Below are 26,330 nucleotides of genomic sequence, written 5' to 3'. Positions count from 1 at the left end.
GGGCGGGCGGAGGTGTACGATGGGCAAAGCGATCATGTTGCAGGGCGCCGGCTCGAACGTCGGCAAGTCGATGCTGGTCGCCGGTCTTTGCCGTGCGGCGCGCAAACGCGGGCTGAGCGTCGCACCCTTCAAACCGCAGAACATGTCCAACAACGCGGCCGTGACCGTCGATGGCGGCGAAATTGGCCGCGCACAGGCGCTGCAGGCGCTGGCCTCGGGGCTTGATCCTCACACCGACATGAACCCGGTGCTCTTGAAGCCGGAAACCGAAACCGGCGCGCAGGTCGTGGTGCAGGGAAAGCGCCTCACCTCGGTGCGCGCGCGGGGCTATGCGCAGCTGAAACCACAGCTGATGGCGCCGGTGCTTGAAAGCTTTGAGCGGCTTAAGGCGGCGCATGACCTCGTGATCGTCGAGGGCGCGGGCAGCCCGGCGGAGGTCAACCTGCGCGCCGGCGACATCGCCAACATGGGCTTCGCGCGGGCTGCCGATGTGCCGGTTGTGCTGATCGGAGACATCGACCGGGGCGGTGTGATCGCGCAGATCGTCGGCACGCAGGCCGTGATCGATCCCGAAGACGCCGCCATGGTGGCAGGATTTATGATCAACAAGTTCCGGGGCGACGTCTCCCTCTTCGACGACGGCTACAGGCTGATCGCAGACACCACCCGCTGGCCCGGCTTCGGCACGCTCCCGTGGTTCGCGGACGCGCACAAACTGCCCGCCGAAGACGCGCTCGACCTGCCAAAGGTCTCCCACGGGAGCGGGATCAACATCGCAGTCCTCGGCCTCTCGCGCATCGCCAATTTCGATGACGCCGACCCTCTGGCGCAGGAGCCGGGCGTGCGCCTCACCATGCTCCGCGCGGGCCAAGCGATCCCCGGCGACACCGACCTCGTGATCATCCCCGGGTCAAAGTCCACGATCGGAGACCTTTCCTTCCTCCGCGCGCAAGGCTGGGACATCGACCTTGCCGCCCATGTGCGGCGCGGCGGGCATGTGCTGGGCATCTGCGGCGGGTATCAGATGCTGGGCAGGACCATTGCGGACCCGGACGGGATCGAGGGGCCTGCTGGAGAGATCGCAGGGCTCAGCCTTTTGGACATCACGACGGTGATGACACCGGACAAGCATCTAACGCAGGTGCAGGCCAGACACAACGCGAGCGGCACGACCTTCGACGGTTACGAAATCCACATCGGCGAAAGCTCTGGCGCAGACCGGAGCCGCCCCTTCGCCACCGTCCGAGGCGCGCCGGAAGGCGCGACGAGCGCAACCGGAAGGGTCCAGGGCAGTTACCTGCATGGCATGTTCCGCGACGACACCTTCCGCGCAGCCTTCTTGGCAAGCCTTGGTGCGGAGACGTCTGCGCTCTCCTATAGCGCCGGGGTCGAGGCCACGCTCGATCTGCTCGCCGCGCATGTTGAGACGCATCTCGACGTCGAAGGGCTCTTCTCTTTGGCATGCTGAAGGGCGCCCGCCTCAGTTAAGGAACCCCAAAAACAGAAGTTCACGCGCAGTCCCCGGGTGGCGCAATCGCGCCGCCCATGGGGCGGGTCGGCGCGGCCTGACGGTACCCGTCAGGCGGGAGCTATGATTTAAGCGTTGCTCTGAACTTATGGGCCACCCTCTTTCGGCCCCTTCGCCCGGCACGCCTTCGAGCAGTACTTCACCTCGTCCCAGACCTTCTCCCACTTCTTGCGCCACTCGAAAGGGCGCCCGCAGGTCACGCAGACTTTCTGCGGTTTCGGAGGGCGTTTGCTCTCGCGTCTCACAGGTCGAAACTCATTTGACCGGTGTCTTTCTTCGGCGCAGCCCGGCGCTTCCGAGGTGCGCGGTCGTTGACGAAGTGCCGGTCCTTGCGCGAGGCGTGCTTCTCCACCACGCGGCTCGCCTCGTCGCGGAAGCCGTCTCCGCGCCGCACCGCCCAAATCTTAGACCGCGCCTCCCGCGCTGCCTCGGCCACATCCACGATAGGCGCCGGGTAGCGCAGACGATCCACCTCCTCCCACCTCCAGGGCGCTTGCAAGTGCTTGTCCGGCACCTCCGCCAGCTCCGGCACCCAGCGCCGGGTGAAGGCGCCGGTCGGGTCCTGATCCAGCCCCTGCTTCATCGGATTGTAGATGCGCAGCGTGTTGATCCCCGTCGTGCCCGACTGCATCTGTGTCTGCGCCCAGTGGATGCCCGGCTCGTAGTCGGTGAACTGCCGCGCGAGGTGCAGCCCCGTTTGCCGCCAATCGAGCCAGAGGTGGTAGGAGGCAAAGGCCATCAGCATCGAGCGCATCCGAAAGTTGAGCCAGCCGGTCGCGTTCAGATACCGCATGCAGGCATCGACAAACGGCACCCCCGTCTCGCCCGCCACATAGGCCGCGAGCCTTTCGGGATCGGTGCCGCGCAAGTTGTCGTAGCCCGAGTGCATGTTCCGCCGGTCGAGGTCCGGCATGTCCTCGAGTTTCTGCATGAAGTGCTCTCGCCAGGCGAGCCGTGCCTGAAAGGACTTGAGCGAGCCTGCCCAGCCCTGCCCCGGCTTTTCGCTTTGCCGCGCCGTGGTCGCCTGCACCACCTCTCGCGAGGAGATGCAGCCCAGCGCCAGGTAGGGCGAGAGCCGCGAGCAGGCCCATTCCCCTTCGACCGGAGACGACATCGCCTTGCGGTAGGTCTGGCCCCGCTCGGTCAGAAAGCCGCCCAGCAGCGACAGCGCCATCGGGCGCCCGCCGGGCTGGCGCTCGGGGCAATGGTCCGGTTTGTCGATCGGAGGCCAGGGATCGCTTGGCGCCTCTGCCCACGTCAGCCCTTGCGGCACCTCCACCTGAGGTGCCGCCATGAACATGTTGCGCTGCATCGCCCAGCGGTCGCGGGTGTCGAGGCGGCGCACGACGCCCGACTGCCTGAGCTCGGTCCACGGGATGCCCTGCCCCCGCGCCCAGGCGCCGACCGCCAGATCGCGCTCAAAGGTCCAGAGCGTGCCCGTCTCCTCGTGGCTCACAAGCGCCGCGACCTGCGCCTCGCCAGCCAGCCGCGACAGCACCTCGACAGCGTCCCCGACCCGCAGGCACAAGGCGCCGCCCGTCCCGGCAATCTCCGCCCCGAGGCTCTCGAGGCTCTCCTGCAGGAAGGCAAGTTGACGGCCCGAAGTGTCCGGCTCCTCCCAGAGCTCCGGCTCGAAGATGTAGAGAGGCAGCACCGGACGGCCGAGCGACACGGCATGCGCCAGCGCCGGGTGGTCACCCAGCCGCAGGTCCCTCTTGAACCAAAGCACCGTGATCTCGCGCGTCATTGAAGCTCCCCTGCCTGCGCACTAGGACATAAGGCACAGCGCGCGCCGCGCCAGCACGACAGAAGGACGCCCCGCATGAAAGACGCCGCCCCGCAGACGATCCTGCTCAGCGACTACACGCCCTTCGGCTACCAGATCGAGAGCGTGCACCTGACCTTCAAGCTTGCCCCGCACGCTACGCGGGTGCTGAGCCGGATCGCCTTTGCGCCGAACCCGGAGGCGAGCGATGGCACGTTCTTTCTGCATGGCGAAGAGCTGAAGCTGATCTCGGCCAGGATCGACGGGGCGGAGGTGACGCCGGATGTCACGGACACTGGCCTGACCTGCGAGGTCCCCGAAGGCGCCTTTGCCTGGGAGGCGGAGGTCGAGATCGACCCGGCAAACAACACCGCGCTCGAGGGGCTCTACGTCTCGAACGGGATGTACTGCACCCAGTGCGAGGCCGAAGGGTTCCGCAAGATCACCTACTACCCCGACCGCCCGGACGTGATGGCGACCTTTACCGTGCGCGTGGAATCGGACCTGCCGGTGATGCTGTCGAACGGGAACCCGGGCACGTCGGGCGAAGGCTGGGCGGAGTGGCATGATCCCTGGCCAAAACCGGCCTACCTCTTTGCGCTCGTGGCGGGCGAGCTGGAGGCGCATTCGGACAGCTTCACCACGATGGAGGGGCGCGACGTGGCGCTAAACCTCTACGTGCGTCCCGGAGACCTCGGCAAGTGCGCCTTCGGGATGGAGGCGCTCAAGCGCTCGATGACCTGGGACGAGGAGGTCTACGGGCGGGCCTATGACCTCGACGTCTTCAACATCGTTGCAGTCGACGATTTCAACATGGGAGCGATGGAGAACAAGGGCCTCAACATCTTCAACTCCGCCGCCGTTCTGGCCTCGCCCGAGACGGCGACGGACGCCAATTTCGAGCGGATCGAGGCGATCATCGCGCATGAGTATTTCCACAACTGGACGGGCAACCGGATCACCTGCCGCGACTGGTTCCAGCTGTGCCTCAAGGAGGGGCTGACGGTCTTCCGCGACGCGCAGTTCACTGCCGACGTGCGGTCGGAGCCGGTCAAACGCATCAGCGACGTGATCGACCTGCGCGCGCGTCAGTTCCCCGAAGATCAGGGGCCTTTGAGCCACCCCGTGCGCCCCGACCGGTATCAGGAGATCAACAACTTTTACACCGCCACCGTCTACGAGAAGGGCGCCGAGGTGATCGGGATGCTCAAGCGGCTGGTCGGCGATGACGGATACGCCAAGGGCTGCGCCTTGTATTTTGACCGGCACGACGGGGAAGCCTGCACGATCGAGGATTGGCTTGCCGTCTTCGAGGAGGCGACAGGCCGCGATCTGACCCAGTTCAAACGCTGGTACACGCAGAGCGGCACGCCGCGGTTGAGCGTGTCGGAAGCGTGGCAGGAGGCCCCGGATCAAGTCCAGGGCCTCGACCAGCGTACGGCATTAGGCACCTGCACGCTCACCTTCCGCCAGACGACGCCGCCGGACGCGAACCAAAGTGAAAAGCTGCCACAGGTGCTGCCGATTGCGGTTGGACTTCTTGATGCGGACGGCACGGAGGTGGTTCCGACGCAGCTTTTGGAGATGACGGAGACAGAGCAGAGCTTTTCCTTCGAAGGGCTCATGGCCAAACCAGTCCCATCGATCCTGCGCGGCTTCTCGGCGCCCGTGGTGCTCGCCCGAGAGCAGACGACCGAGGAGCGCGCCTTTCTGCTGGCGCATGACACCGATCCCTTCAACCGCTGGGAAGCGGGGCGCGGGCTGGCGCGGGAGACGTTGGTGGCGATGGTCACACAAGGGGCGGCGCCGGGGGGCGCATACCTTGACGGGCTCTCGGCTGTGGTCACGGACCGGGCGCTCGATCCCGCCTACCGCGCGCTGATGCTCGGCGTGCCGGGCGCCTCCGAGCTGGCGCAGGTGCTCTTCGAGGCAGGCCATACGCCCGACCCTGACGCGATCCACGACGCGCATGAGACGCTCCGGCAAGCCACGGCGACGCAGCTGCAAGACGCTCTGCCAGGGCTATATGCGGCCAACCAGGTGGACGGCCCTTACAGCCCGGATGCAGAGAGCGCTGGCAAACGGGCGCTGGCAAACGCGGCGCTGGGGCTTATCACCCGGCTCGACAGCGGCGCGCAGGCGCAGGCGCAGTACGACGCGGCGGACAACATGACCCAGCAGCTGGCGGCGTTCTCGTGCCTGCTGCTTGCCAAGAAAGGCGAGGCCGCAACGCAAGCCTTCTACGACCAGTGGCATGACGACCGGCTGGTGATCGACAAGTGGTTCTCGCTCCAGATGATCCACGCAGCCCCCGAAGACGCGGTGGCAACGGCAGAACGCCTGACCACACACAAGGACTTCGACGTCAAGAACCCCAACCGCTTCCGCGCGACGCTAGGCGCCTTTGCGATGAACCATGCGGGCTTCCACCGCGCCGATGGATCGGGATATGCGCTGATGTCCGACTGGCTGATCAAGCTCGACGCGCTCAACCCGCAGACGACGGCGCGGATGTGCACGGTCTTCCAGACCTGGCGTCGGTATGACGCCCAGCGGCAGGGCCACGCACAGGCGGCGCTCGAGCGGCTCCTTGCCAAACCTGACCTGTCGCGCGACACATCCGAGATGATCACCCGCATCCTGAAGGCTTGAACCCATGCGCAAGAACCTCTTCATCACCGGCGCCTCGACCGGGATCGGCGCCGCCACCGCGCGCCTCGCCGCAGCCGCCGGCTGGAACGTCGCCATCGGGTACCGCAGCTCGAAAGACGCCGCCGAAGCCGTCGCCGCCGAAGTCGAAGCCGCAGGCGGCACGGCGCTGCTGGTGCCCGGTGACGTGTCCGACACGGACCTGATCCCGAGCCTTTTTGACAAGGCGGGCGAGCTGGGTCCGCTGCATGGGTTCGTGAACAACGCCGGCATCGTGGCGCCTACGTCGCGGGTGGAGGAGTTCACCCCCGAGCGCGTCCGTGAGGTCTTCGACGTGAACGTCATCGGCGCGATCATGTGCGCGCGGGAGGCCGTGCGCCGCATGTCCACCAAACACGGCGGACCGGGCGGGAGCATCGTCAACATCTCTTCGGCCGCCGCCTACATCGGATCACCCAATCAATACGTCGACTACGCCGCCTCGAAAGCTGCCATCGACACCTTCACCAAGGGCCTCGCGCTCGAAGTCGGCCAAGACGGGCTGCGAGTCAATGCCGTACGCCCGGGGCTTATCGAGACGCAGATCCACACCAAGGGCGGTGAGCCCGACAGGCTCGAACGGCTGGCGCACATGGTGCCGATGGGGCGCTCGGGTTCTGCCGGGGAAACCGCCGAAGGCATCCTGTGGCTCCTGTCGGACAAAAGCTCCTACGTGACCGGCACCACGCTCGACGTGACCGGCGGGCGCTGAGCCTTGGCCGCGCCCTTCACCTTTGCCCGACCCGCGCGCACGCAGCGCAATGCGGTGATCGTGCTCGGCGTGGTGTTCGTCCTCCTGATGCTGCGGGTGCTGCTCGATGCGGCCTGGGGGTTCCTCATCCTCGGCGCGCTCCTCGTGCTGCCGGCGGTCTGGGACATGGCGCTGAACCGCGTGGCGACGCTCGAGCTGGACGCCTCAACCCTGCGCTGGAACGCCGCCGGCCAGCGCGGCACGGTCCCGCTCGATGAGATCAAGAAGGTGATCCTCGACACCCGGCTGGATCTCTCGGTGCGCATGAGCGTGGACACCACCGACGGCGCGCGCTTTCGCCTGCCCTCAGAGTGTGTGCCGCAAAAGGACGTGATCGGCGCGGCCTGCGAGGCGCAGGGCCTCAGGGTCGAGCGCAACGCCTTTGCGCTGCTGTGAAAGGCGTAGGCGCTGCCGGATTGCCCAGATTTTTCCCCTAAGGGTTGAGCGAGGCGCGAGTCGAACACCCGTATGGCTCGACGTCAGGCATTGCTACGTCTTTTGATAAATTGACGAAATTCACACGCCGCGCGACAATCCTGGCACTGACGGAGGGATTGGGTGCCGGATCCGGGACGATGCGGGAAATGGCCCGGAACATGGTCCCAAAGAGGCAAGCGCTGGCCGCTTTTTCGCCCCAAATCGGCATCAGAACAGCCCGACGTTACGCTGCTTTACGAATACGGGATGAGTATCTGGGATGTCTATGTTCTCCGTTCTCCCGCGTGCGCTGCCAAAGCCACTGCGCGGGATATTGTCGTCGCGGGTCGCGACCGATCAGAGCCCGGCGGCTGCCACGCCGGCGCTCAGCCTCGGCACGCTGCAACCCCGCCTGGTGATCCCGACCTGTGAGAGGTCGCGGGAGGAAAAGGAGCAGGGCTGGCACCACGACCAGGGCCTGCACCTCGCCCGCCAGGACGAGTGGGATGCGCTCTCCGAGCTGATCACCCGTGCCGACGCCATGCGCGCAACGACCGCCGGGGCCACGCCCGTATCGCTGCTGATGGCGCAGGGGGCGCGGGCGGACCTGACCGCAGCCGCCTCCCGCGCGGGCCGGGTGCACAAGACGCACGTGGCCGGCGTTGCGGCGCTCGATGCGCTGGCCGAAGAGCGGGCGGACGATCCAGCCACCGCGCTGGTCGCGGCGCTTGCGCATGTCGACCTCGGCTGGGCCTATCGCGGGGAGGGCTGGTCCTCAGATCTCGAGAGCCGCGATCACACGGCGTCGGCAGCGCACTTTGGCCGCGCGGCGGGTCTGCTCGACCGCTTTGATCCGGCCGCCCTCGATGCGCCCTCGCTTGCGGCGGCGCGCTGCGCGGTGCTGCCCGGCACCGACAGCGCCGCCCGGCAGGTGATCGCGCGGTACGAGACGGTGATCGGCCTCGAGCCCGGCGCACCCTGCCACATGCGCGCCTTCGGCAACCACCTGCTGCCGCGGTGGTTCGGCGATTACGAGACGCTCAACCTGGAGGCGCGCCGCACCGCCGCGCAGACGGTCGAGACATGGGGCAACGGCGGCTATACCTGGGTCTACATGGACGCGCTCCTGGTCGACGAGCGGGCGTTCGAGATGCTCGACACGGACTTCTTCCTCGATGGCGTGCGCGACATTCTCACCCAGCAGCCAAGCCAGCACCTCGCCAACCTCTTTGCCGCCTACCTCGGCATCTCGTGCCGCGGGCGCGTGCCGCGCGTGGGCGACAAGCGCCGCATCGAACGGGCGCGCGCGCGGCTCACCGCCGGTTTCCGCTGGGTGCTCTCGGACCACCTGCGCGAGCTGCATCCGCTCCTGTGGGCGGAGGCCGCCGAACGCTTCCGCCAGGAGGAGCAGCTGCCCGACCGTGCCGCCCTCGTGCGCGCTGGCCGCGCGACCGCGTTCCGGCGCATCGCAGAGGTCTATTCCCACGTCATGGCCGAGGGCCAGGTGGTCGAATTCGGCCCGGACGGGGTCAACGTCGCACCGGCGCACTGACCCATGCCGGGCGGCGCGCAGCCGCCGCTTGCACCCTACCGGGCGCTCTTCTAAACACCGGGGCATTCGCAGCCCCGGCCAAGGAGCCCGCCCCATGCTCGACCTCACCTACGACGCGCCCAAACCCAAGGTGATCGCCGGGGCCAAGCACGACTGGGAGCTGGTGATCGGCATGGAGGTCCACGCCCAGATCGCCACCAAGGCCAAGCTCTTTTCCGGCGCCTCGACGCAGTTTGGCGCTGAGCCGAACGCCAACGTCGCCTTTTTGGACGCGGCCATGCCGGGCATGCTGCCGGTCATCAACGAGTTCTGCGTCGAGCAGGCCGTGCGCACTGGGCTGGGGCTCAAGGCGAAAATCCACCTCAAGTCCGCCTTTGACCGCAAGAACTACTTTTACCCCGACCTGCCGCAGGGCTACCAGATCAGCCAGCTCTACGAGCCCATCGTCGGCGAGGGCGAGGTGCTGGTGGACATGGAGCCCGGCATCGCGCGGCGCGTGCGCATCGAGCGCATCCACATGGAGCAGGACGCCGGTAAGTCGATTCACGACATGGACCCGGCGATGTCCTTTGTCGATCTCAACCGCACGGGCGTTGCGCTGATGGAGATCGTCTCGCGCCCCGACATCCGCGGCCCCGAAGAGGCCGCCGCCTACGTGACGAAACTGCGCCAGATCCTGCGCTATCTCGGCACCTGTGACGGCAACATGCAGAACGGCAACCTGCGCGCGGACGTGAACGTCTCGATCTGCCGCCCGGGCGATTATGAAAAGTACCAGGAGACGCAGGACTTCTCCCATCTCGGCACGCGCTGCGAGATCAAGAACATGAACTCCATGCGCTTTATCCAGGCCGCCATCGAGGTCGAGGCGCGCCGGCAAATCGCCATCGTCGAGGGCGGCGGCAGCGTGGAGCAGGAGACCCGCCTCTACGATCCCGACAAGAACGAGACGCGTTCCATGCGCTCCAAGGAGGAGGCGCACGACTACCGCTACTTCCCCGATCCGGACTTGCTCCCGCTTGAGATCGAGCAGGGGTGGGTGGACGACATCGCCGCCTCCCTTCCCGAGCTGCCCGACGAGAAAAAGGCGCGTTTCATGTCCGCCTTCGGCCTCAGCGAGTATGACGCCAACGTGCTGACCGCCGAGACTGAGGCTGCCGCCTATTTCGAGGCCGCCGCCGAGGGCCGCGACGGCAAGCTCTGCGCGAACTGGGTCATTAACGAGCTCTTTGGCCGCCTCAAGAAAGACGACACGGACATCACCTCCAGCCCGGTCACTCCGGCGCAGCTGGGCGGGATCGTGGATCTCATCGCCTCGGACGCCATCTCCGGCAAGATCGCCAAGGACCTCTTCGAGATCGTCTACACCGAAGGCGGCGAGCCGACCGAGATCGTCGAGGCGCGCGGGATGAAGCAGGTCACCGACACCGGCGCCATCGAGGCCGCGGTGGACGAGATCATCGCCGCCAACCCCGCACAGGTCGAAAAGGCCAAACAGAACCCCAAGCTCGCCGGCTGGTTCGTCGGCCAGGTGATGAAGGCGACCGGCGGCAAGGCCAACCCCAGGGCGGTCAACCAGATCGTCGCGGCCAAGCTTGCGGATACCTGACGGGGCGAAAGCCTTTTCCATTCTGATGCGTTTGGAACAGTCGCTCACGCGCCGTCCCGCGGGGGTGGCGCAATCGCGCCGCCCATTTTGCTGAAGGCAAACCTACGGTTTGACGGGGGCGGGTCATGCTGGACGCATGCCATAAGCACGACGCGGCCTGACAGTTCCTGTCAGGCGGGCGCTTTGTCTTAGGCGTTGTTTCTGGGGGTGAACATCGCGCCAACCCACCCAAACAAAGCAACACGGAAGGAATACCCCACCTTCGGCACATTTCTGCGTGGATCGACTGCGGGTTTTCCCGCCTTTGAGCCTCCCGACAACACGCGCTATGCTGCGCTCTCAACAGTGAGTGTGCGTAAGTGAGAGTGCCCCGATGCCAACCGAGACGCCCGCGCAAAAGACCGAAGACTGGGACGACCTGATCGGCCGCGTCTACGACGTCGCCCTAGACCCCGCGCGCTACGAGGACCTGCTCGACACCTGGGAAAGCACCGTCGGCCCGCTCCGCAGCGACGCGAACCGGACGATCCTGCTCGAGGAACCCAGCCTGATCGGCCATTTCGAACGTGCCGACGCCGTGCTCGACGGCATGGGCGCCCGTGCAGGCCAAGACGAGGTCACCGGCATCCTCGCGCAGTTCGAGACCGTCGCCGCCGTCGTGATCTCCGACCGGCTTGGCGTGCTCGGCCTCAACCCCGGCGCGCGGCACCTCCTCGGCGCCGAAGTCGGCACACCCGTCTCCGCCTTCGCGATCGAGCCGCAGGACCGCGCCGCCCTCGCCCGCCACGTCGCCAAGATGCTCCACATGGCTGAAAGCGCGCCGTCGGTCTTCCGCGTGCGCGCCGCCGAGGTCGACCGCTTTATCGTGTTCCACATGCGCCGCGCCGCCCGCAAGGACGGCGCGCCCATCGTCATCGCCGTCACCTCTGACCTGCGCTGGCCTGCTGGCTTTGCCGACATCCTGAACGAAGCCTTCGGCCTCTCGAACGCTGAAACCGACGTGGTGCGCCTATTGGTCGAGTGCTGCTCGGTCAAGGACATCGCCGCCACGCGCGGGCGGTCCGTTGAAACCGTAAGGGCGCAGGTCAAGGCCATCCTCGCCAAGACCGAGACCCGCTCCCAGATCGAGCTCATCCGCCTCGCGCTCTCGATGATGGACATTGCCGGCGTGACCGCCGACGCCTCCCCCGGACCGCGCCTTTTGAACGGCGGGACCGGCAGCCTCACGCCGCTGTCGTTCCAGACCACCTACGGTCCTGACGGACGCGCCATCGACTACCTCGTTTACGGCGATCCACTTGGCACGCCGGTCCTCTTCTTCCACATGGATTTCGGCATGATCCGCTGGCCGGCCAGCGCGGAAGCCGAGGCCAAACGGCTGGGCCTCAAGATCATCGCCCCCGTGCGCGGCGGCTTTGGCGGCAGTGACGCAATCCACAAGGGCGCCAGTTTTGGCGAGACGGCAGCCGCCGATGCCCTCGCCGTGCTGGACGCCGAAGACGTCAGCCGCTGCCCCGTGATCGCGCTCGCGGCCGACCACATGATCGCCCTCGCGATGGAGCGCCAGCGCCCCGGCACACTCTCTGCCATCATAGCAGCAGCCGGCTATTTCCCCTGCGTCTCCGCCGAGCAGGTCGAACGGATGCACAAATGGCACCGATTTATCCAGGCCGGCGCGCGTTACACGCCGCACCTTCTGCCGTTCCTCGTCAAGGCCGGCTTTCATCTCGCCCGCCGCAATGGCAAACGCGCCTTCGTGCACTCCGTCTTCGGCGCCTCGCCCGCCGACATCGAAACTTTCGAGGACCCCGAAGTCTTCGAGGCGCTGGTGACCGGGTCCGAGATTTGCCTCTCCGACACGCACAGCGGCCACCGCGCGTTCACCGAACAGACGCTCTGGGAGCACAGCGCCGAGCTGCCCAAGCTACTCGCGTGGAGCGCGGACCTCGGCCTGCCCTACCACTCGCTCAACGGACTTCAGGATCCCGGCACCCACGCCGACACCATCGCCGAGCACCGCGCGATGTACCCCTGGATCGAGTTCGAGACTTACGAGGACGCCGGCCAGCTGCTGTTCTTCCGCCACTGGCGCGACGTGCTTGCGCTCACCTTGCGTTACGTCTGACTTCGCCGGCGCGCGCCGAACGCAAACGCCCCCATCCCTAAACGCCCCGTGCGCGCCACAAACGCTCCGCATTTTTGCACTGATCACACGTCAGAGGTGAAACAAGACACGATCCAGAAACAGTGTTGTGACGGATCGGCTTTGGAAAAACGACCGGCAAGCTGATAGCCTGACCGGAGCAAAAGCAGGACATGCCATGATCGCGTTCGAGTACAAGGTCGTCCCCGCCCCGCAAAAAGGCCAAAAGGCCAAGGGCGTGCGCAGCACCGAAGCCAAGTTCGCCCTCGCCCTCGAGCGGGTGATGAACGAGATGGCCGAAGGCGGCTGGGAGTACCAACGCACCGACACGCTCCCCTGCACCGAACGCGAGGGCCTGATCGGCACCGCGATGACATATCAGTCGATGCTGGTGTTCCGCCGGGCGAAATCCGAGGATGTCGCCGCCTTTCACCCCCGCCAGCTGGAGACACAAACGCCGGTCAAGGCGCTCCCGCCGGCAGAGCCCGCGGCAGCCTCCGATGCGGCAGAACAGAAGACCGCGGCAGACGCGGCAGATGCAGAGCCCACGCCCGAACGCGCCGCACGCCCCGAGCTGTCGGTGGTGAAATCAGACGCCGCGCCTAAGGCTGCGCCCACCGATGCACCCGCTGCGCTGGCAAAACGCCCAAACCCGCGGACTGCGGCACCCGCAAGCCCCGGCCCCGCCCTCATGGCCCGCGCCCGCCAGCTGGCCGCCAAGGCCAACGCGCGGATTGCGGCGGAGTAGCGGTATACAGCTTTGGCTGGATACGGCAGTCAGAGGCGCGACGCGGGCTAAGGTTAGGTTGTGCCTGATTTCAGACAATCAATTTTTTATTTCCAACGCCCACATCAAAGCGCTCGCCTGACAGGCACTGTCAGGCCGCACCGACCCGCCCCCGTCAAACCGTAGGTTTGCCTTCGGCAAAACGGACGGCGCGATTGCGCCACCCCTCGGGTCGGCGCGTGAAATTCCGTAGTGTTGGGCTTGTTCCGCCGTTTACTCGCCGCAAGCGTTTTCAGCAGTTCAACAAAAATGCGTTGAGCGATCGATAGCCGGGCCCGCGCGCCAAACCGAAATCTCAGCCCACATCCAACTCCAACGCCAGCGCGTGGATCTCGGCAATCAGCTCCGGCCCCAGCGCCGCATGCACAGCCCGATGCCGCGCGATGCGGCTTTGCCCCGCAAAGGCCGCGCTCTTCAGACGCACGCGAAAATGGCTCTCGCCGCCCTCCTGAAATCCAGCATGCCCGCGATGCTGCTCGCTCTCGTCGATGACCTCCAAAGCCTTCGGCGCAAACGCCTCGGTCAGAGCTGCTTCAATCCGTCTCGCCCGGCTCATTTTTGTGTTCCCTGCTCTTCCATGTCCCGGTGGGTGGTCTACACTGCCGGTCCCGAGTCGAGAAGGAGGCACCATGAGCAAACCTGATCCCTTCGGTTTCGACATGTCCGTATCCAGCGCCAAGAAGAAAAACCCACGCGGGCGCAGGGGCATGTCCGGGGCCTCTGAGACGTCCACACGCCAGTGCGAACACGAGGGTTGCACGCTGGCCGGCCAATACCGCGCGCCCAAGGCGCCGGACGTGCTCGACGAGTATCGCTGGTTCTGCAAGGAGCACATCCGCGAGTACAACCTCAAATGGAACTTCTTCCAGGGCACGACCGAGGCCGAGATGAACGCCCAGATGTCCAAGGACAAGGTCTGGGAGCGGGAGACCCGCGACTTCCGCGACCCCGAGGCGCGCGCCTGGGCCCGGCTCGGCATCGAGGACCCGCACCAGGTCCTGGGCAAGAACGCCACGCAGAACCCCGGCCGCGCCGCCGCAGGCACTGCCAGCCAGACCCGCCGCCTGCCTCCCACGGAGCGCCGCGCCATCGAGATTCTCGAAGCCAAGGACACCTGGACCAAGGCCGAAGTGCGCAAGAGCTACAAGTCGCTCATCAAGGTCCTGCACCCGGACATGAACGGCGGCGACCGCAGCCAGGAAGAGCAGCTGCAAGAGGTCGTCTGGGCCTGGGACCAAATCAAGGACAGCCGCAACTTCAAGTGACCCGTAAGGTGGGCACTTTGCCCACCCTACCTTGCCCGCGCGCCCGGCTGCTGCCTCTTTGCCCGCCACACACGGCACGCAAGCGGCGACGTCTAGGGCGCACCGGCCCTACCCCTTGCCCTCGGTCGATTTATGTTGCACTGCACGCGGGCTTCACAATTAGCGGTAAAGGACTTCAGCCATGGCCGACGGCGCACTTGATCTCGACATGAAACCCACCGTCGACGTGAACGTGCGCGAGGTCTTTGGCATCGACACCGACATGGTCGTCCGCGGCTTTCCCGAGGCCACCGACCGCGTGCCGGACCGCGATTCGACCTACAAGTTCGACCCGGACACCACCCTCGCCATCCTCGCAGGCTTCAGCCACAACCGCCGGGTGATGGTGCAGGGCTATCACGGCACCGGCAAGTCCACGCATATCGAGCAAGTGGCCGCCCGCCTCAACTGGCCCGCCGTGCGCGTCAACCTCGACAGCCACATCTCCCGGATCGACCTGATCGGCAAGGACGCGATCAAGCTCGCGGACGGCAAGCAGGTGACCGAGTTCCAGGAAGGGATCCTGCCCTGGGCGCTGCGCACGCCGACTGCCATCGTCTTCGACGAATACGACGCGGGCCGCGCGGACGTGATGTTCGTGATCCAGCGCGTGCTCGAGGTCGACGGCAAGCTGACGCTCCTCGACCAGAACCAGGTTATCCACCCGCACCCCTACTTCCGCATCTTTGCGACCGCCAACACCGTGGGTCTTGGCGATACGACGGGGCTCTATCACGGCACCCAGCAGATCAACCAGGGCCAGATGGATCGCTGGTCGCTGGTGGCGACGCTCAACTACCTCAGCATCGATGCCGAGACCGCGATCATTCTCAGCAAGGCGCCGAACTATAACACCGAAGCCGGCCGCAAGACGGTCAAGCAGATGGTGACCGTGGCTGACCTGACGCGGACGGCGTTCATGAACGGCGATCTCAGCACGGTGATGTCGCCCCGGACGGTGATCGCCTGGGCGCAGAACGCCGAGATCTTCCGCGACGTGGGGTACGCGTTCCGCGTGAGCTTCCTCAACAAGTGCGACGAACTCGAGCGGCAGACGGTGGCGGAGTTCTTCCAGCGCTGTTTCGACCAGGAACTGCCCGAGAGCGCCGCCAGCCTGTCGATGAAATGAGGGTGCTCGGCGCTCTGGCCACCCTTGGCCTCAGCGCCTGCGCCACACTCGACCCCGCGTCTGTCCCTTCGACCTTTGGCAGCGACACGTCAGCCATCGCCTTCATTCCGTCCGCCGACAACCCGCGCTGCGCGGTGCGACGGATCGTGGATGGGGACACGATCACGATCCGCTGCGCGAGCGGCGCGGAGAGCGCGGTGCGGCTGGTGGGATACGACGCGCCCGAGACGTTCCAACCGCAATGCACGGCGGAGAAAGAGCTTGGACTTCAGGCCAAAAACGAGCTGCGCAACATCCTGAGCTCCGCCGTCCTCATTGCACCCAAAACGCAAGGAAGAGACAAGTACTCCCGCCCTCTGGTGGCCCTGACCATCGACGGCGTGCCTTTGGCGTCTTTGATGGTCTCACGCGGCGTCGCGCGACCCTATGACGGCGGACGCAGGGATAGCTGGTGCGGATGACGGTCAGTCCCGTCTAAGGGCGGCCAATTGGTCTCGCAAAGCTTCCAGACGGTCCCTATGATCTATCGCCTGCTCCAAAAGCAAACGTGTGAGGTGGACGAGGCCGACAAGCTGAAGCGACTGGCCCCTGCTGAGCGCTCCCCTTCCGAGCGCTTCAACCAGCTACGAGGCACTCTGTTCCACCATCTGGATCGCGCTAAGTTTGGGTGAACGACGCATGACTTTGCATCCTCCTGCGCAACCGCATATGGGTGCTGCAACGACCCTTTCCAATGCACCGGACCAGTGCCGGTGAGCGCCGCCGGACGACCCATGACCAAACCCAACGACAACCCCGCCGAACCGTTCAAAAAGGCGCTTGCCGAAGCGACCAAGGTGATGGCGGACGACCCGGAGCTTGCGGTCAGCTACTCGGTCGATCCAGCAGGGCTTTCGGGCGACCAGATGCGCCTGCCGCAGGTGACGCGACGCATGACCCGGGACGAGGTGCTGGTGGCGCGCGGCACCGCCGACGCGCTCGCGATGTACCGCCGCTACAACGACCCCTCGACCCACGCGCGCTACACGCCCCAGGGCGACATGGCGCGTGACCTCTACGAGGCGATGGAGACGGCCCGGTGCGAGGCGATGGGCGCCCGCGACATGCCCGGCACGGCCTCGAACATCGACGCCAAGATCACGCAGGAGGCGACGCGCAAAGGGTACAGCCAGATCACATCGACCGATGACGCGCCCCTGGCGGCGGCAGCCGGCTACCTGATCCGCCACCTCGCCACCGGGCGAGACCTGCCCGAAGGCGCGGGCAATGTGATGGAGCTTTGGCGCGGCTTCATCGAGCAGCAATGCGGCGACGCACTCGACAACATCGACGACCTTCTCGCCGACCAGTCGGCCTTCGCCCGCTTTGCCCGGCAGATGATCACCGACCTCGGCTATGGCGACCAGCTCGGTGACGATCCCGACCAGTTCGATGAGGATCAGGAGGACGACGCGGAGACCTCCGAGGAGGACCAGGAAGAGCCCGACAGCACCGGCCAGGACGAGAGCGAGGACGAGGCGGAGGCCTCTCCCGAGCAGTCGCAAGAGGACAGTCAGGACGCCGCCCAAGCGCAGGTCTCCATGGACGAGATGGCCGATCAGGAGATGGGCGAAGAGGCGGAAATGCCAGAGGGCGAGGCTCCGATGGAGCCGCCCCAGCCGCAGCCCATCTCGGATGCAGACCCGGACTATCAGGTCTATAGCACTGAATTTGATGAGGAAATTCGGGCCGAAGACCTTGCCGAGCCGATCGAGCTTGAGCGCCTGCGCGCCTACCTCGACCAACAGCTCGAACCCCTGAAAGGCGCCGTCTCCCGGCTCGCGAACAAACTGCAACGCCGGCTGCAGGCTCAGCAGAACCGCTCCTGGGAGTTCGACCTCGAGGAAGGCATGCTCGACGCAGGCCGTCTCGCCCGCGTGGTGGCCAACCCCACGACGCCGCTCAGCTTCAAGGTCGAAAAGGACACCGAGTTCCGCGACACCGTCGTGACGCTCCTTCTCGACAACTCTGGCTCCATGCGGGGCCGTCCGATCTCCATCGCGGCGATCTGTGCGGACGTTCTGGCCCGCACGCTCGAACGCTGCTCGGTCAAGGTGGAAATCCTCGGCTTCACCACCAAGGCGTGGAAGGGCGGGCAGAGCCGCGAGACCTGGCTCAACGCCGGGCGCGACCAGCAACCCGGACGGCTCAATGACTTGCGCCACATCATCTACAAAGGTGCCGACGCGCCCTGGCGCCGGGCACGCCCGAACCTCGGGCTGATGATGAAAGAGGGCCTTCTCAAGGAGAACATCGACGGCGAGGCGCTCGAATGGGCGCACCGGCGCATGGTGAACCGCTCGGAGGCCCGCAAGATCCTGATGGTCATCTCCGATGGCGCGCCCGTGGACGATTCGACGCTATCTGTGAACCCGGCCAACTACCTCGAAAAACACCTGCGCGACGTCATCGCCATGGTCGAGCGCCGCAAACAAGTCGAACTGCTGGCGATCGGGATCGGCCACGATGTGACACGGTACTACGACCGGGCGGTCACGATCACTGATGTCGAACAGCTTGCCGGAGCCATCACCGAGCAGCTTGCCGCGCTCTTTGACGCCGACCCCCGCGCGCGTGCGCGGATCATGGGTATGAAACGGGCGAGCTGACCGCCCGCGACCTGCAAAGCGCGTCGCCCGCAAAGACCGTTGCACGGCGCGCACATTTGGGTAGGTTCGAATCAACTTAAAGGTGAGGGCCTGCCGTTATGTTTCAAACCTTTACCGCGACCGCCTCTCCCGAACAGGGGCCCCCGCGCCTCGCCGCCCTGCGCGCTGCCATGGCCGAACGCGGGCTCTCGGGGTACCTCGTCCCCAAGGCAGACCAGCACCAGGGCGAATACGTCGCGGCATGTGACGACCGGCTCGCGTGGCTCACGGGCTTTACCGGCTCCGCCGGATTTGCCTGCGTTTTGACAGACATGGCGGGTGTGTTCGTCGACGGGCGTTACCGCGTGCAGGTGCGCGATCAGGTGGCAGACGACTTCACCCCGGTCGACTGGCCAGAGGTGCGGCTCGCCGATTGGCTCAAGGCGCAAGGCGCCACCGGGCGCATCGGTTTCGACCCATGGCTCCACACGCTTTACGAGATCGACGCGCTCTACCGCGCCCTCGAGGGGACCGACATCCAGCTCGAACCCGTCGCAAACCTCATCGACCCGCTCTGGGAGGACCGCCCGGCCCCGCCGCGCGCGCCGGCCACCGAGCACCCCGAGGAATTTGCCGGCACCAGCGCCGCCGAGAAACGCGCAACCTGCGCCCAGACGCTCAAGGACGCGGGCCACAGCGCCGCCGTGCTTACACTGCCCGACTCGCTCTGCTGGCTTCTGAACATCCGCGGCGCCGACATCCCGCGCATCCCCATCGTCCAGGCGTTCGGCATCCTGCACGACGACGGCCATGTGGAGGTCTTTTCGGACGTCGAAAAGTTCGCGGACCTCGCGCCCGACCGAGAAGTGACCATCGCCGACTGGAGCGCCTTCGAGCCGGCCCTGTCGCAGCTGGCAGGCCCCGTGCGGCTCGACCCGCAATCCTGCCCCGACGCTGTGCGCCGCATCCTCAGCGCCGCAAATGTCCCCATCGCCGAAGCGCCGGACCCGTGCGTGCTGCCCAAGGCGTGCAAGACCGAGACCGAGATCGCCGGCGCCCGCGCCGCGCATCTGCGCGATGGGGCGGCCATGTGCGAGTTCCTCTGCTGGCTCGACGCCCAGCCGCCCGGCAGCCTGACGGAGATCGACGTGGTCACCGCGCTCGAAGGGTTCCGCCGGGCCACCAACGCGCTGCAGGACATCTCGTTCGAGACCATCGCGGGCGCCGGCCCGCACGGCGCCATCGTGCACTACCGCGTGACCGAAGACACCAACCGCGCCGCAGGCGACGGGGAGCTGCTGCTGGTCGATTCCGGCGGGCAGTACCGTGACGGGACCACCGACATCACGCGCACGATCGCAATCGGCACGCCGACCGAGGAGGCGCGCGCCGCCTTCACCCGCGTGCTGCAGGGCATGATCGCCATCAGCCGCGTGCGTTTTCCGCACGGCATCGCCGGGCGCGACCTCGACGCGCTTGCCCGTGTCCCGCTCTGGAGCGCGGGGCAGGATTACGGCCATGGCACCGGCCACGGCGTTGGTGCCTACCTCAGCGTGCACGAGGGACCCCAGCGGCTCAGCCGCGCGAGCACCGTGCCGCTGCAGGCGGGCATGATCCTGTCCAACGAGCCCGGCTTTTACGCCGAGGGCAAGTTCGGCATCCGCATCGAGAACCTCATTGTTGTGACACCTGCTCCCCAGCTGGAGGGTGCAACCGTCGAGGGGATGCTGAGCTTCGAAACCCTCACCTGGGTGCCGATCGACCGCCGCCTCATCGTGACCGAGATGCTGACCCAAGCCGAGCGCGACTGGCTCGACACCTACCACGCCGAGGTCGCCCGCCGCATGCGCCCTCGCCTGTCGGAGAGCGCCGCGCGCTGGCTCGCGGATGCAACTGCGCCGTTGGGTTGAGGCATCCATCCTTCAATTTCTTAGGGTGAAACACTCGTGCACGCGCCGACCCGAGGGTGGCGCAATCGCGCCGCCCAGTGGGGCGGGTCGGCGCGGCCTGACGTTGCCGTCAGGCGGGCGCTTCGAATGAAGCTAGCACACACCGGGCCAAAGGTCGCGCAATCTAGGACCCAACAACGCACCCACATTCCGACATGGCACACATTGACAAGCCTGTGTTACACGGGCGTGGCAAGAAAATGTGACAGAGAGGGAGCGCATCATGCGGAGCATCACGATCATCAAGGCGGACGGCACCTGGACGGTCCGCGCGGGCGGTGCGGTCATCGGCGAAAGCACCAACGCGCTCGAGCTGACCGAAGGCGACATGCCGTTCGTGATCTACTTCCCGCGCGGCGATCTGGCGATGGCCTTCCTCGAGCCGACCGATCACACGACGACCTGTCCGCACAAGGGCACCGCCTCCTACTTCTCCATCATGACAAAGAGCCAGACGCTGGAAAACGCCGCCTGGTCTTACGAAGACCCCAAGGACAACGTCTCCGAGATCAAGGACCACGTGGCCTTCTTCCCCGGCGAATACGTAACCGTCGAAAAGCTCTGATGCGCCACGGGATGGGTGAAATCACCCATCCTACCTTACCGGGCACCCCGTAGGATGGGTGCTTGCACCCATCTCCCTCAGCTGTGCTCCTCGGCCGCCGTCGCCGCAAGCGCGCGGTTGTACGCCTTGAGCGCATCCACCTGGTAGAGCGCGCCCTTGAGCTCGGGCGCATGGTCCTCCCCGGTCAAGGTGACCACCGGCAGGAACGCCACCCCCATCCGGTCAAAGAGCGGCATCGCCGTCTCCAGCGTCGCGCCCGCATCGACGTATAGCCCTTCGCGGATCAGCTGCCAACAGGCGTCCTCGTCCACCGGGCGCTCGCCGCCAACAGGCCGCATCACCCGCGCCACGCCAAACATCGCGAGCAAATACGCCTGCGGCCCAGCCGCCAGATGAATGTTGCGCCGCTCGAGCTGGGTGAGAAAGAACGACCGGTCCACCAGCCGAGACGAGAGCGCCGTCGACAGCGACACCGACACCATCACCGCTAGGCCCGTCTGCCAGTCCCCCGTCAGCTCGAACACGATCAGCGTCGTGGAGATTGGCGCGCCGAGCACTGCCGCCGAGACTGCCCCCATGCCCGCCAGCGCATAAAGCGTCACCGCCCCCGACGAGTCGGGAAAAAGCGACGTCGCCACCAGCCCGAACGCCAGCCCCGCCAGCGCTCCGACCATCAGCGACGGGGAAAAGACGCCGCCCCCCATGCGCCCGGCCATGGTGACCGCCACGGCCACGACCTTGAGCGCGCAAAACACGATGGCCTCATGCGCCAGCAGCGATCCGGTCAGCGCCGCCGTCGTGGTCTCGTAGCCGACCCCGATGATATGCGGAAACGGCACCGCGATGGCGCCCAGCAGCGCGCCCGCAATCACCGGGCGCAGCCAGCGCGGCAGCCCCACCCGCGCCTGCAAGGCCGAGCCCGTGTCGTCCGCCCAGAAAATCGCCTTCATCATCGCAACGGCAATCAGCCCCGACACGAGCCCGAGGATCAGGAACGCCGGCAACTCCTGGTAGAACTCGAGCGCCGGAGGCTTGGTCAGCATGAATTGCGTCACGTCGCCAAACACCATCCGGTTGATCACCGTCCCCGCCGCCGAGGCGATCACGATCGGCGCGAAGGCGTGCAGCGCAAAGTGGCGCAGGATCACCTCGAGCGCAAAAAGCGCGCCCGCAATGGGCGCGTTGAAGGAGGCCGAGACTGCTGCCGCCACCGCGCATCCCAAAAGGTCCCGCCCGGTGATCCCATCCGCGTTGATGAGGTTCGACACCTTGGTCGAGATGACGGCGGCAAGGTGCACCACCGGCCCCTCCCGCCCCGTCGAGCCGCCCGTGCCAAGCGTCGTGAGGGAGGCCAGCGCCGAGGCGAGGCCCGCCCGCCGCTCCACCCGTCCGTCCTTGAGCGCCGCACCTTCGATCACGTCAGCGACCGAGCGCACGCGCCCGTCCGGCGTGAAATGGTGCAGGATCTGCCCGACGATGAGACCGCCCACGATCGGCACGATCATCACCCAGTACCACGGCAGACCCGCGGCAAATGTGTGGATGCTGCCGCTGTCGAAATGCCCGTAAGCGAGACCCTGGACCGCGGAAATCCCAAGCCGAAAGAGCACGGCGGCAAAGGCGGCCGCAATCCCGATCCCGAGCGCGATGAACCAGAACTGCACCTGCCCCGGCCCGCGGTGGCGCAGCAGCGTCCACCCGGCACTGCAGCGGGCGCAGACGTCGTCCCAATGCTGTCGAAGTCGCAGATTGCCTGCCACCCGCCTCTCCCTCGCGCGGCGCTCTTGAGTGTTTGCAGAGGCCAGGCGCCTCCCCTACCCTGCGCCCGCCCGAACAAGAGGAGTGGCGCATGACAATCCCGGCGGCCCTGGCGGCCTTGGCTCCCTTGTTAGGCGAACGGCTCAGCCGGTCCAAGTCCGATCTCGACCTGCACAGCCGGTCCGAGACGCACTACGCCCCCGTCCCGCCCGATGCAGCCGCTTATCCCGAAACGACCGAAGAGGTCGCGGCCATCGTCGCGATCTGCGCCGAACACAGCTGCCCCGTGATCGGCTGGGGGACGGGCACCGCGCTCGAAGGCCACGCGCTCGCCTTCAACGGCGGGGTGACGGTGGACTTCAGCCGCATGGACGCCGTGCTCGAGGTCCAACCCGAAAACATGATCGCCCGCGTCCAGCCCGGCGTAACGCGCGAGGCGCTGAACCTGCACTTGCGCGATACCGGCCTCTTCTTCCCCGTCGATCCCGGCGCCAACGCCTCCCTCGGCGGCATGGCCGCCACCCGCGCCTCCGGCACGACCGCAGTGCGCTACGGCACGATGAAGGACAACGTCGCCGGCCTCGAAGTCGTGCTCGCCGACGGCCGCGTGATCCGCACTGGAGGAGCGTCCAAGAAAAGCTCCGCAGGATACGACCTGACAGCGCTCATGGTCGGCTCCGAAGGCACGCTCGGCCTGATGACCGAATTGACGCTGCGCCTGCAGGGCCAGCCGGAGGCGATCTCCGCCGCCATCTGCGCCTTCCCCTCGATGCAGGACGCTGTGGCCGCAGTGACGGACACGATGCAGATGGGCGTGCCCATGTCCCGGATCGAGTTTCTCGACGCCGCCACCGTGCGCGCCTTCAACGCGTACGCGGGCGAGACGATGCCTGAGGTCCCGCACTTGATGCTCGAATTCCACGGCTCCGCAAGCCAGGTCGCCGAGCAGGCCGAGACCTTTGGCGACATCGCAGCGGATCACGGCGGCAAGGGCTTCCGATGGTCCAGCAAACCCGAAGACCGCACGGCACTCTGGGCCATGCGCCACAACGGATACTACGCGATCCTGCAGTCGAAACCCGGTCACCGCGCCCTCGTCACGGACATCTGTGTCCCCATGTCCGAGCTCGCCTCCGCCGTCGACGCCGCCCAACGCGACATCGCCGCCTCCTCGATCACCGGCCCGATCCTCGGCCACGTCGGCGACGGCAACTTTCACGCGATCCTGATGGTCGCCACGGACGCCGACCTTTCCGAAGCGCACCGCTTGTCGGACCAAATGGTCCGCCGCGCTCTGGCCGTCGGCGGCACTGCGACCGGCGAGCACGGCGTCGGTGTCGGCAAGCTCGACTACATGGCCGCCGAACATGGCGCAGGCTGGGACGTCATGGGTGAGATCAAACGCGCGCTCGACCCCAAGAACATCCTCAACCCCGGCAAGGTTGTGCGCCTGAATGGCTGACCAAGATAGGTATTTATGAACCAGAGAAAATAGGACCGCAGCGCTCGTATCTTCTTCTGGCTCTAAATATCCCGGGGGGAGCGGTGGAAATCCATGGATTTTCGCCGTGGGGGGCTGGCCCCCCATCCAGTCCGCGAAGCTAAGCCCGGCTTTCGCGAATGAGGCGCAATATATCAGCAGCGGCTTCCGGGATGTTGGTGCCCGGACCGAAGATCGCCTTGACACCCGCACCGTAGAGGAAATCGTAATCCTGGTGCGGGATCACGCCGCCGCAGATGACGATGATGTCTTCGGCGCCTGCCTCCTTGAGCGCTTTGACAAGTTGTGGAGCGAGGGTCTTGTGACCTGCGGCCTGCGAGGAGATGCCGACGACGTGCACGTCGTTGTCGACGGCATCCTGCGCGGCCTCGGCGGGAGTTTGGAACAACGGGCCCACGTCCACGTCAAAGCCGATGTCGGCAAAGGCGGTCGCGATCACCTTGGCGCCGCGGTCGTGGCCGTCCTGGCCAATCTTGACCACCAGCATGCGGGGGCGGCGGCCTTCGCCCTCGGCAAAGCTCTCCACGTCCTTCTGGATTTGCGCGAAGCCCGCGTCCCCTTCGTAGGCGGCGCCGTAGACGCCGGCGAGGGTTTTGACCTCGGCGCGGTGGCGGCCGAACACTTTTTCCATGGCCATCGAGATCTCTCCGACTGTGGCGCGGTGGCGGGCGGCGTCGACCGCCGCCTCGAGGACGTTGCCGCCTTCGGTGCAGCGGCGGGTGAGTTCCGAAAGGGCGGCGTCGCAGGCCGCCTGGTCGCGGCTGGCGCGGATGCGTTCGAGGCGCGCGATCTGGCTGTCCCGCACGGCCATGTTGTCGACGTCGAGGATGTCGATCTCGTCCTCTTTCTCGAGGCGGTACTTGTTGACGCCAACGATGACCTCGTCGCCCCGGTCGATCTGCGCCTGCCGCTGGGCGGCGCTTTCCTCGATCCTGAGCTTGGGAAGGCCGGAGGCCACCGCTTTGGTCATCCCGCCCATCTCGTCGATCTCTTCGATCATCTTCCAGGCGGCATCCGCGAGGTCAGCGGTGAGCTTTTCGACGTAGTAGGAGCCCGCGAGCGGGTCGACCACCTTGGTCACCCCCGTCTCCTCCTGCAGGATCAGTTGCGTGTTGCGTGCAATCCGGGCGGAGAAGTCGGTCGGCAGCGCAATCGCCTCGTCCAGCGCGTTGGTGTGCAGCGACTGGGTCCCACCCAGCACCGCGCTCATCGCCTCATAAGCAGTGCGCACCACGTTGTTGTAGGGGTCCTGCTCCTGCAGGCTGACACCGGACGTCTGGCAGTGGGTGCGCAGCATCTTGGACCGGTCGGATTTGGCCCCGGCCTCGGTCATGATGCGGTGCCACAAGAGACGGGCAGCGCGGAGCTTGGCCGCCTCCATGAAAAAGTTCATGCCTATCGCAAAGAAGAACGACAAGCGCCCGGCGAATTTGTCGACATCCATGCCGGCGTCCACGGCGGCGCGCACGTATTCCTTGCCGTCCGCGAGGGTGTAGGCGAGCTCTTGCACGAGGTTCGCGCCCGCCTCCTGCATGTGGTAGCCGGAGATCGAGATGGAGTTGAACTTCGGCATCTCGTTCGAGGTGTACTCGATGATGTCCGACACGATCCGCATCGAAGGTTCGGGCGGGTAGATGTAGGTGTTGCGGACCATAAACTCCTTGAGGATGTCGTTCTGGATCGTCCCCGAGAGCTGCTCGCGGCTGACGCCCTGCTCCTCGCCGGCCACGATGAAGGACGCGAGGACCGGGATCACAGCGCCGTTCATGGTCATCGAGACGGACACTTTGTCGAGCGGGATGCCGTCGAAGAGGATTTTCATGTCCTCGACCGAGTCGATGGCCACCCCGGCCTTGCCAACATCCCCTTCGACCCGTTCGTGGTCGCTGTCGTAGCCCCGGTGCGTGGCCAGATCGAAAGCGACCGAGACGCCCTGCTGCCCGGCGGCGAGGTTGCGGCGGTAGAACGCGTTGCTCTCCTCGGCGGTCGAGAACCCGGCGTACTGGCGGATAGTCCAGGGGCGGCCTGCGTACATCGTCGAGCGAACGCCGCGCGTGAAGGGCGCCTCTCCCGGAAGCGTGCCGATGTGGTCCACACCGTCGAGATCGGAGGCGTCGTAGACCGGTTGCACGTCGATCCCTTCGAGCGTCTTCCAGGTCAAGTCCTCGAGCGGGCGGCCGCGCAGCTCTTTTTCGGCGCGGGCGCGCCAGTCGTCTTTGGTGCTCATGTGGGAAAACCCTCCCGGGGCTTGGAATGA

At 66.3% G+C, this 26,330-nt stretch carries 20 protein-coding genes; 15 read left to right on the top strand and 5 right to left on the bottom strand.

The genetic code is table 11. The features are described 5' to 3' along the window. Nucleotides 1–19: 19 nt before the first annotated feature. Nucleotides 20–1,468, top strand: coding sequence for a cobyric acid synthase (locus tag ACU0B3_RS17140; protein WP_446262098.1), 1,449 nt, complete (start codon nucleotides 20–22; stop codon nucleotides 1,466–1,468). A 146-nt stretch (nucleotides 1,469–1,614) separates the two neighbouring features. Here ACU0B3_RS17140 and ACU0B3_RS17135 read toward each other — a convergent pair whose 3' ends face one another. Together ACU0B3_RS17135 and ACU0B3_RS17130 are read right to left on the bottom strand one after the other, a co-directional pair. Beyond that, entirely contained in the window at nucleotides 1,615–1,773 is a 159-nt protein-coding gene (locus ACU0B3_RS17135) for a DUF2256 domain-containing protein (protein WP_446262097.1), read from the bottom strand. Continuing rightward, nucleotides 1,770–3,275, bottom strand: a complete 1,506-nt coding sequence (locus tag ACU0B3_RS17130; RefSeq protein WP_446262096.1) for an FAD-binding domain-containing protein — start codon at nucleotides 3,273–3,275, stop codon at nucleotides 1,770–1,772. Before ACU0B3_RS17130 ends, ACU0B3_RS17135 begins: the two co-directional genes overlap by 4 nt. A gap of 75 nt (nucleotides 3,276–3,350) precedes the next feature. On the opposite strand from ACU0B3_RS17130, the gene pepN reads away from it, so the two are divergent. The 7 genes from pepN (at nucleotide 3,351) to ACU0B3_RS17095 (ending at nucleotide 13,201) form a co-directional block, all read left to right on the top strand. Further along, complete coding sequence (gene pepN, locus ACU0B3_RS17125) at nucleotides 3,351–5,945, top strand: aminopeptidase N (protein ID WP_446262095.1); 2,595 nt, start codon at nucleotides 3,351–3,353, stop codon at nucleotides 5,943–5,945. Between the two features lie 4 nt (nucleotides 5,946–5,949). Beyond that, nucleotides 5,950–6,693, top strand: coding sequence for an SDR family oxidoreductase (locus ACU0B3_RS17120; protein WP_446262094.1), 744 nt, complete (start codon nucleotides 5,950–5,952; stop codon nucleotides 6,691–6,693). Between the two features lie 3 nt (nucleotides 6,694–6,696). After that, nucleotides 6,697–7,128, top strand: a complete 432-nt coding sequence (locus ACU0B3_RS17115) for a hypothetical protein (protein WP_446262093.1) — start codon at nucleotides 6,697–6,699, stop codon at nucleotides 7,126–7,128. A gap of 307 nt (nucleotides 7,129–7,435) precedes the next feature. Continuing rightward, the gene (locus ACU0B3_RS17110; RefSeq protein ID WP_446262092.1) at nucleotides 7,436–8,701 is read left to right on the top strand and encodes a hypothetical protein; all 1,266 of its coding nucleotides are present in this window, start codon (nucleotides 7,436–7,438) and stop codon (nucleotides 8,699–8,701) included. A gap of 94 nt (nucleotides 8,702–8,795) precedes the next feature. Beyond that, on the top strand, nucleotides 8,796–10,310 hold the full coding sequence (gene gatB / locus ACU0B3_RS17105) for an Asp-tRNA(Asn)/Glu-tRNA(Gln) amidotransferase subunit GatB (protein WP_446262091.1): 1,515 nt from the start codon (nucleotides 8,796–8,798) through the stop codon (nucleotides 10,308–10,310). A gap of 373 nt (nucleotides 10,311–10,683) precedes the next feature. Further along, a complete protein-coding gene (locus ACU0B3_RS17100) occupies nucleotides 10,684–12,435 on the top strand; it encodes a helix-turn-helix transcriptional regulator (protein WP_446262090.1) in 1,752 nt (583 codons plus the stop codon). A gap of 196 nt (nucleotides 12,436–12,631) precedes the next feature. Continuing rightward, on the top strand, nucleotides 12,632–13,201 hold the full coding sequence (locus ACU0B3_RS17095) for a DUF4177 domain-containing protein (RefSeq protein WP_446262089.1): 570 nt from the start codon (nucleotides 12,632–12,634) through the stop codon (nucleotides 13,199–13,201). A 334-nt stretch (nucleotides 13,202–13,535) separates the two neighbouring features. Here the strand turns inward: ACU0B3_RS17095 and ACU0B3_RS17090 are convergent, their stop codons facing one another. Next, complete coding sequence (locus ACU0B3_RS17090) at nucleotides 13,536–13,796, bottom strand: BolA family protein (RefSeq protein ID WP_446262088.1); 261 nt, start codon at nucleotides 13,794–13,796, stop codon at nucleotides 13,536–13,538. Between the two features lie 73 nt (nucleotides 13,797–13,869). Here ACU0B3_RS17090 and ACU0B3_RS17085 point away from each other — a divergent pair, with 73 nt between their 5' ends. From ACU0B3_RS17085 to ACU0B3_RS17060, 6 genes are all read left to right on the top strand, one after another. Beyond that, complete coding sequence (locus tag ACU0B3_RS17085; protein WP_446262087.1) at nucleotides 13,870–14,505, top strand: J domain-containing protein; 636 nt, start codon at nucleotides 13,870–13,872, stop codon at nucleotides 14,503–14,505. A gap of 181 nt (nucleotides 14,506–14,686) precedes the next feature. Next, the gene (gene cobS, locus ACU0B3_RS17080; protein WP_446262086.1) at nucleotides 14,687–15,673 is read left to right on the top strand and encodes a cobaltochelatase subunit CobS; all 987 of its coding nucleotides are present in this window, start codon (nucleotides 14,687–14,689) and stop codon (nucleotides 15,671–15,673) included. Continuing rightward, nucleotides 15,670–16,134, top strand: coding sequence for a thermonuclease family protein (locus tag ACU0B3_RS17075; RefSeq protein ID WP_446262085.1), 465 nt, complete (start codon nucleotides 15,670–15,672; stop codon nucleotides 16,132–16,134). The genes cobS and ACU0B3_RS17075 overlap by 4 nt, the downstream gene beginning before the upstream one ends. A 312-nt stretch (nucleotides 16,135–16,446) precedes the next feature. Beyond that, nucleotides 16,447–18,321 (top strand): cobaltochelatase subunit CobT, encoded by a 1,875-nt coding sequence (gene cobT, locus ACU0B3_RS17070; RefSeq protein WP_446262084.1) that lies wholly within the window; start codon nucleotides 16,447–16,449, stop codon nucleotides 18,319–18,321. 98 nt (nucleotides 18,322–18,419) lie between these two features. Further along, nucleotides 18,420–20,210, top strand: coding sequence for an aminopeptidase P family protein (locus ACU0B3_RS17065; RefSeq protein WP_446262083.1), 1,791 nt, complete (start codon nucleotides 18,420–18,422; stop codon nucleotides 20,208–20,210). A 262-nt stretch (nucleotides 20,211–20,472) separates the two neighbouring features. Next, the gene (locus tag ACU0B3_RS17060; protein WP_446262082.1) at nucleotides 20,473–20,814 is read left to right on the top strand and encodes a DUF427 domain-containing protein; all 342 of its coding nucleotides are present in this window, start codon (nucleotides 20,473–20,475) and stop codon (nucleotides 20,812–20,814) included. Nucleotides 20,815–20,891: 77 nt separating this feature from the next. Here ACU0B3_RS17060 and ACU0B3_RS17055 read toward each other — a convergent pair whose 3' ends face one another. Further along, nucleotides 20,892–22,574 (bottom strand): chloride channel protein, encoded by a 1,683-nt coding sequence (locus ACU0B3_RS17055; RefSeq protein WP_446262081.1) that lies wholly within the window; start codon nucleotides 22,572–22,574, stop codon nucleotides 20,892–20,894. Between the two features lie 89 nt (nucleotides 22,575–22,663). Here ACU0B3_RS17055 and ACU0B3_RS17050 point away from each other — a divergent pair, with 89 nt between their 5' ends. Beyond that, nucleotides 22,664–24,034 carry an FAD-binding oxidoreductase gene (locus ACU0B3_RS17050; RefSeq protein ID WP_446262080.1) on the top strand — a complete coding sequence of 457 codons (1,371 nt, stop codon included), beginning with the start codon at nucleotides 22,664–22,666 and terminating at the stop codon, nucleotides 24,032–24,034. Nucleotides 24,035–24,173: 139 nt separating this feature from the next. On the opposite strand, the gene scpA is transcribed toward ACU0B3_RS17050, so the two are convergent. Then, entirely contained in the window at nucleotides 24,174–26,300 is a 2,127-nt protein-coding gene (gene scpA, locus ACU0B3_RS17045; protein ID WP_446262079.1) for a methylmalonyl-CoA mutase, read from the bottom strand. Nucleotides 26,301–26,330 lie beyond the last annotated feature (30 nt).

This window comes from Pseudaestuariivita sp., assembly GCF_052825805.1.
The sequence above is the reverse complement of the archived record's forward strand: the minus strand, read 5'-3'. Positions and strand labels throughout refer to the sequence as shown.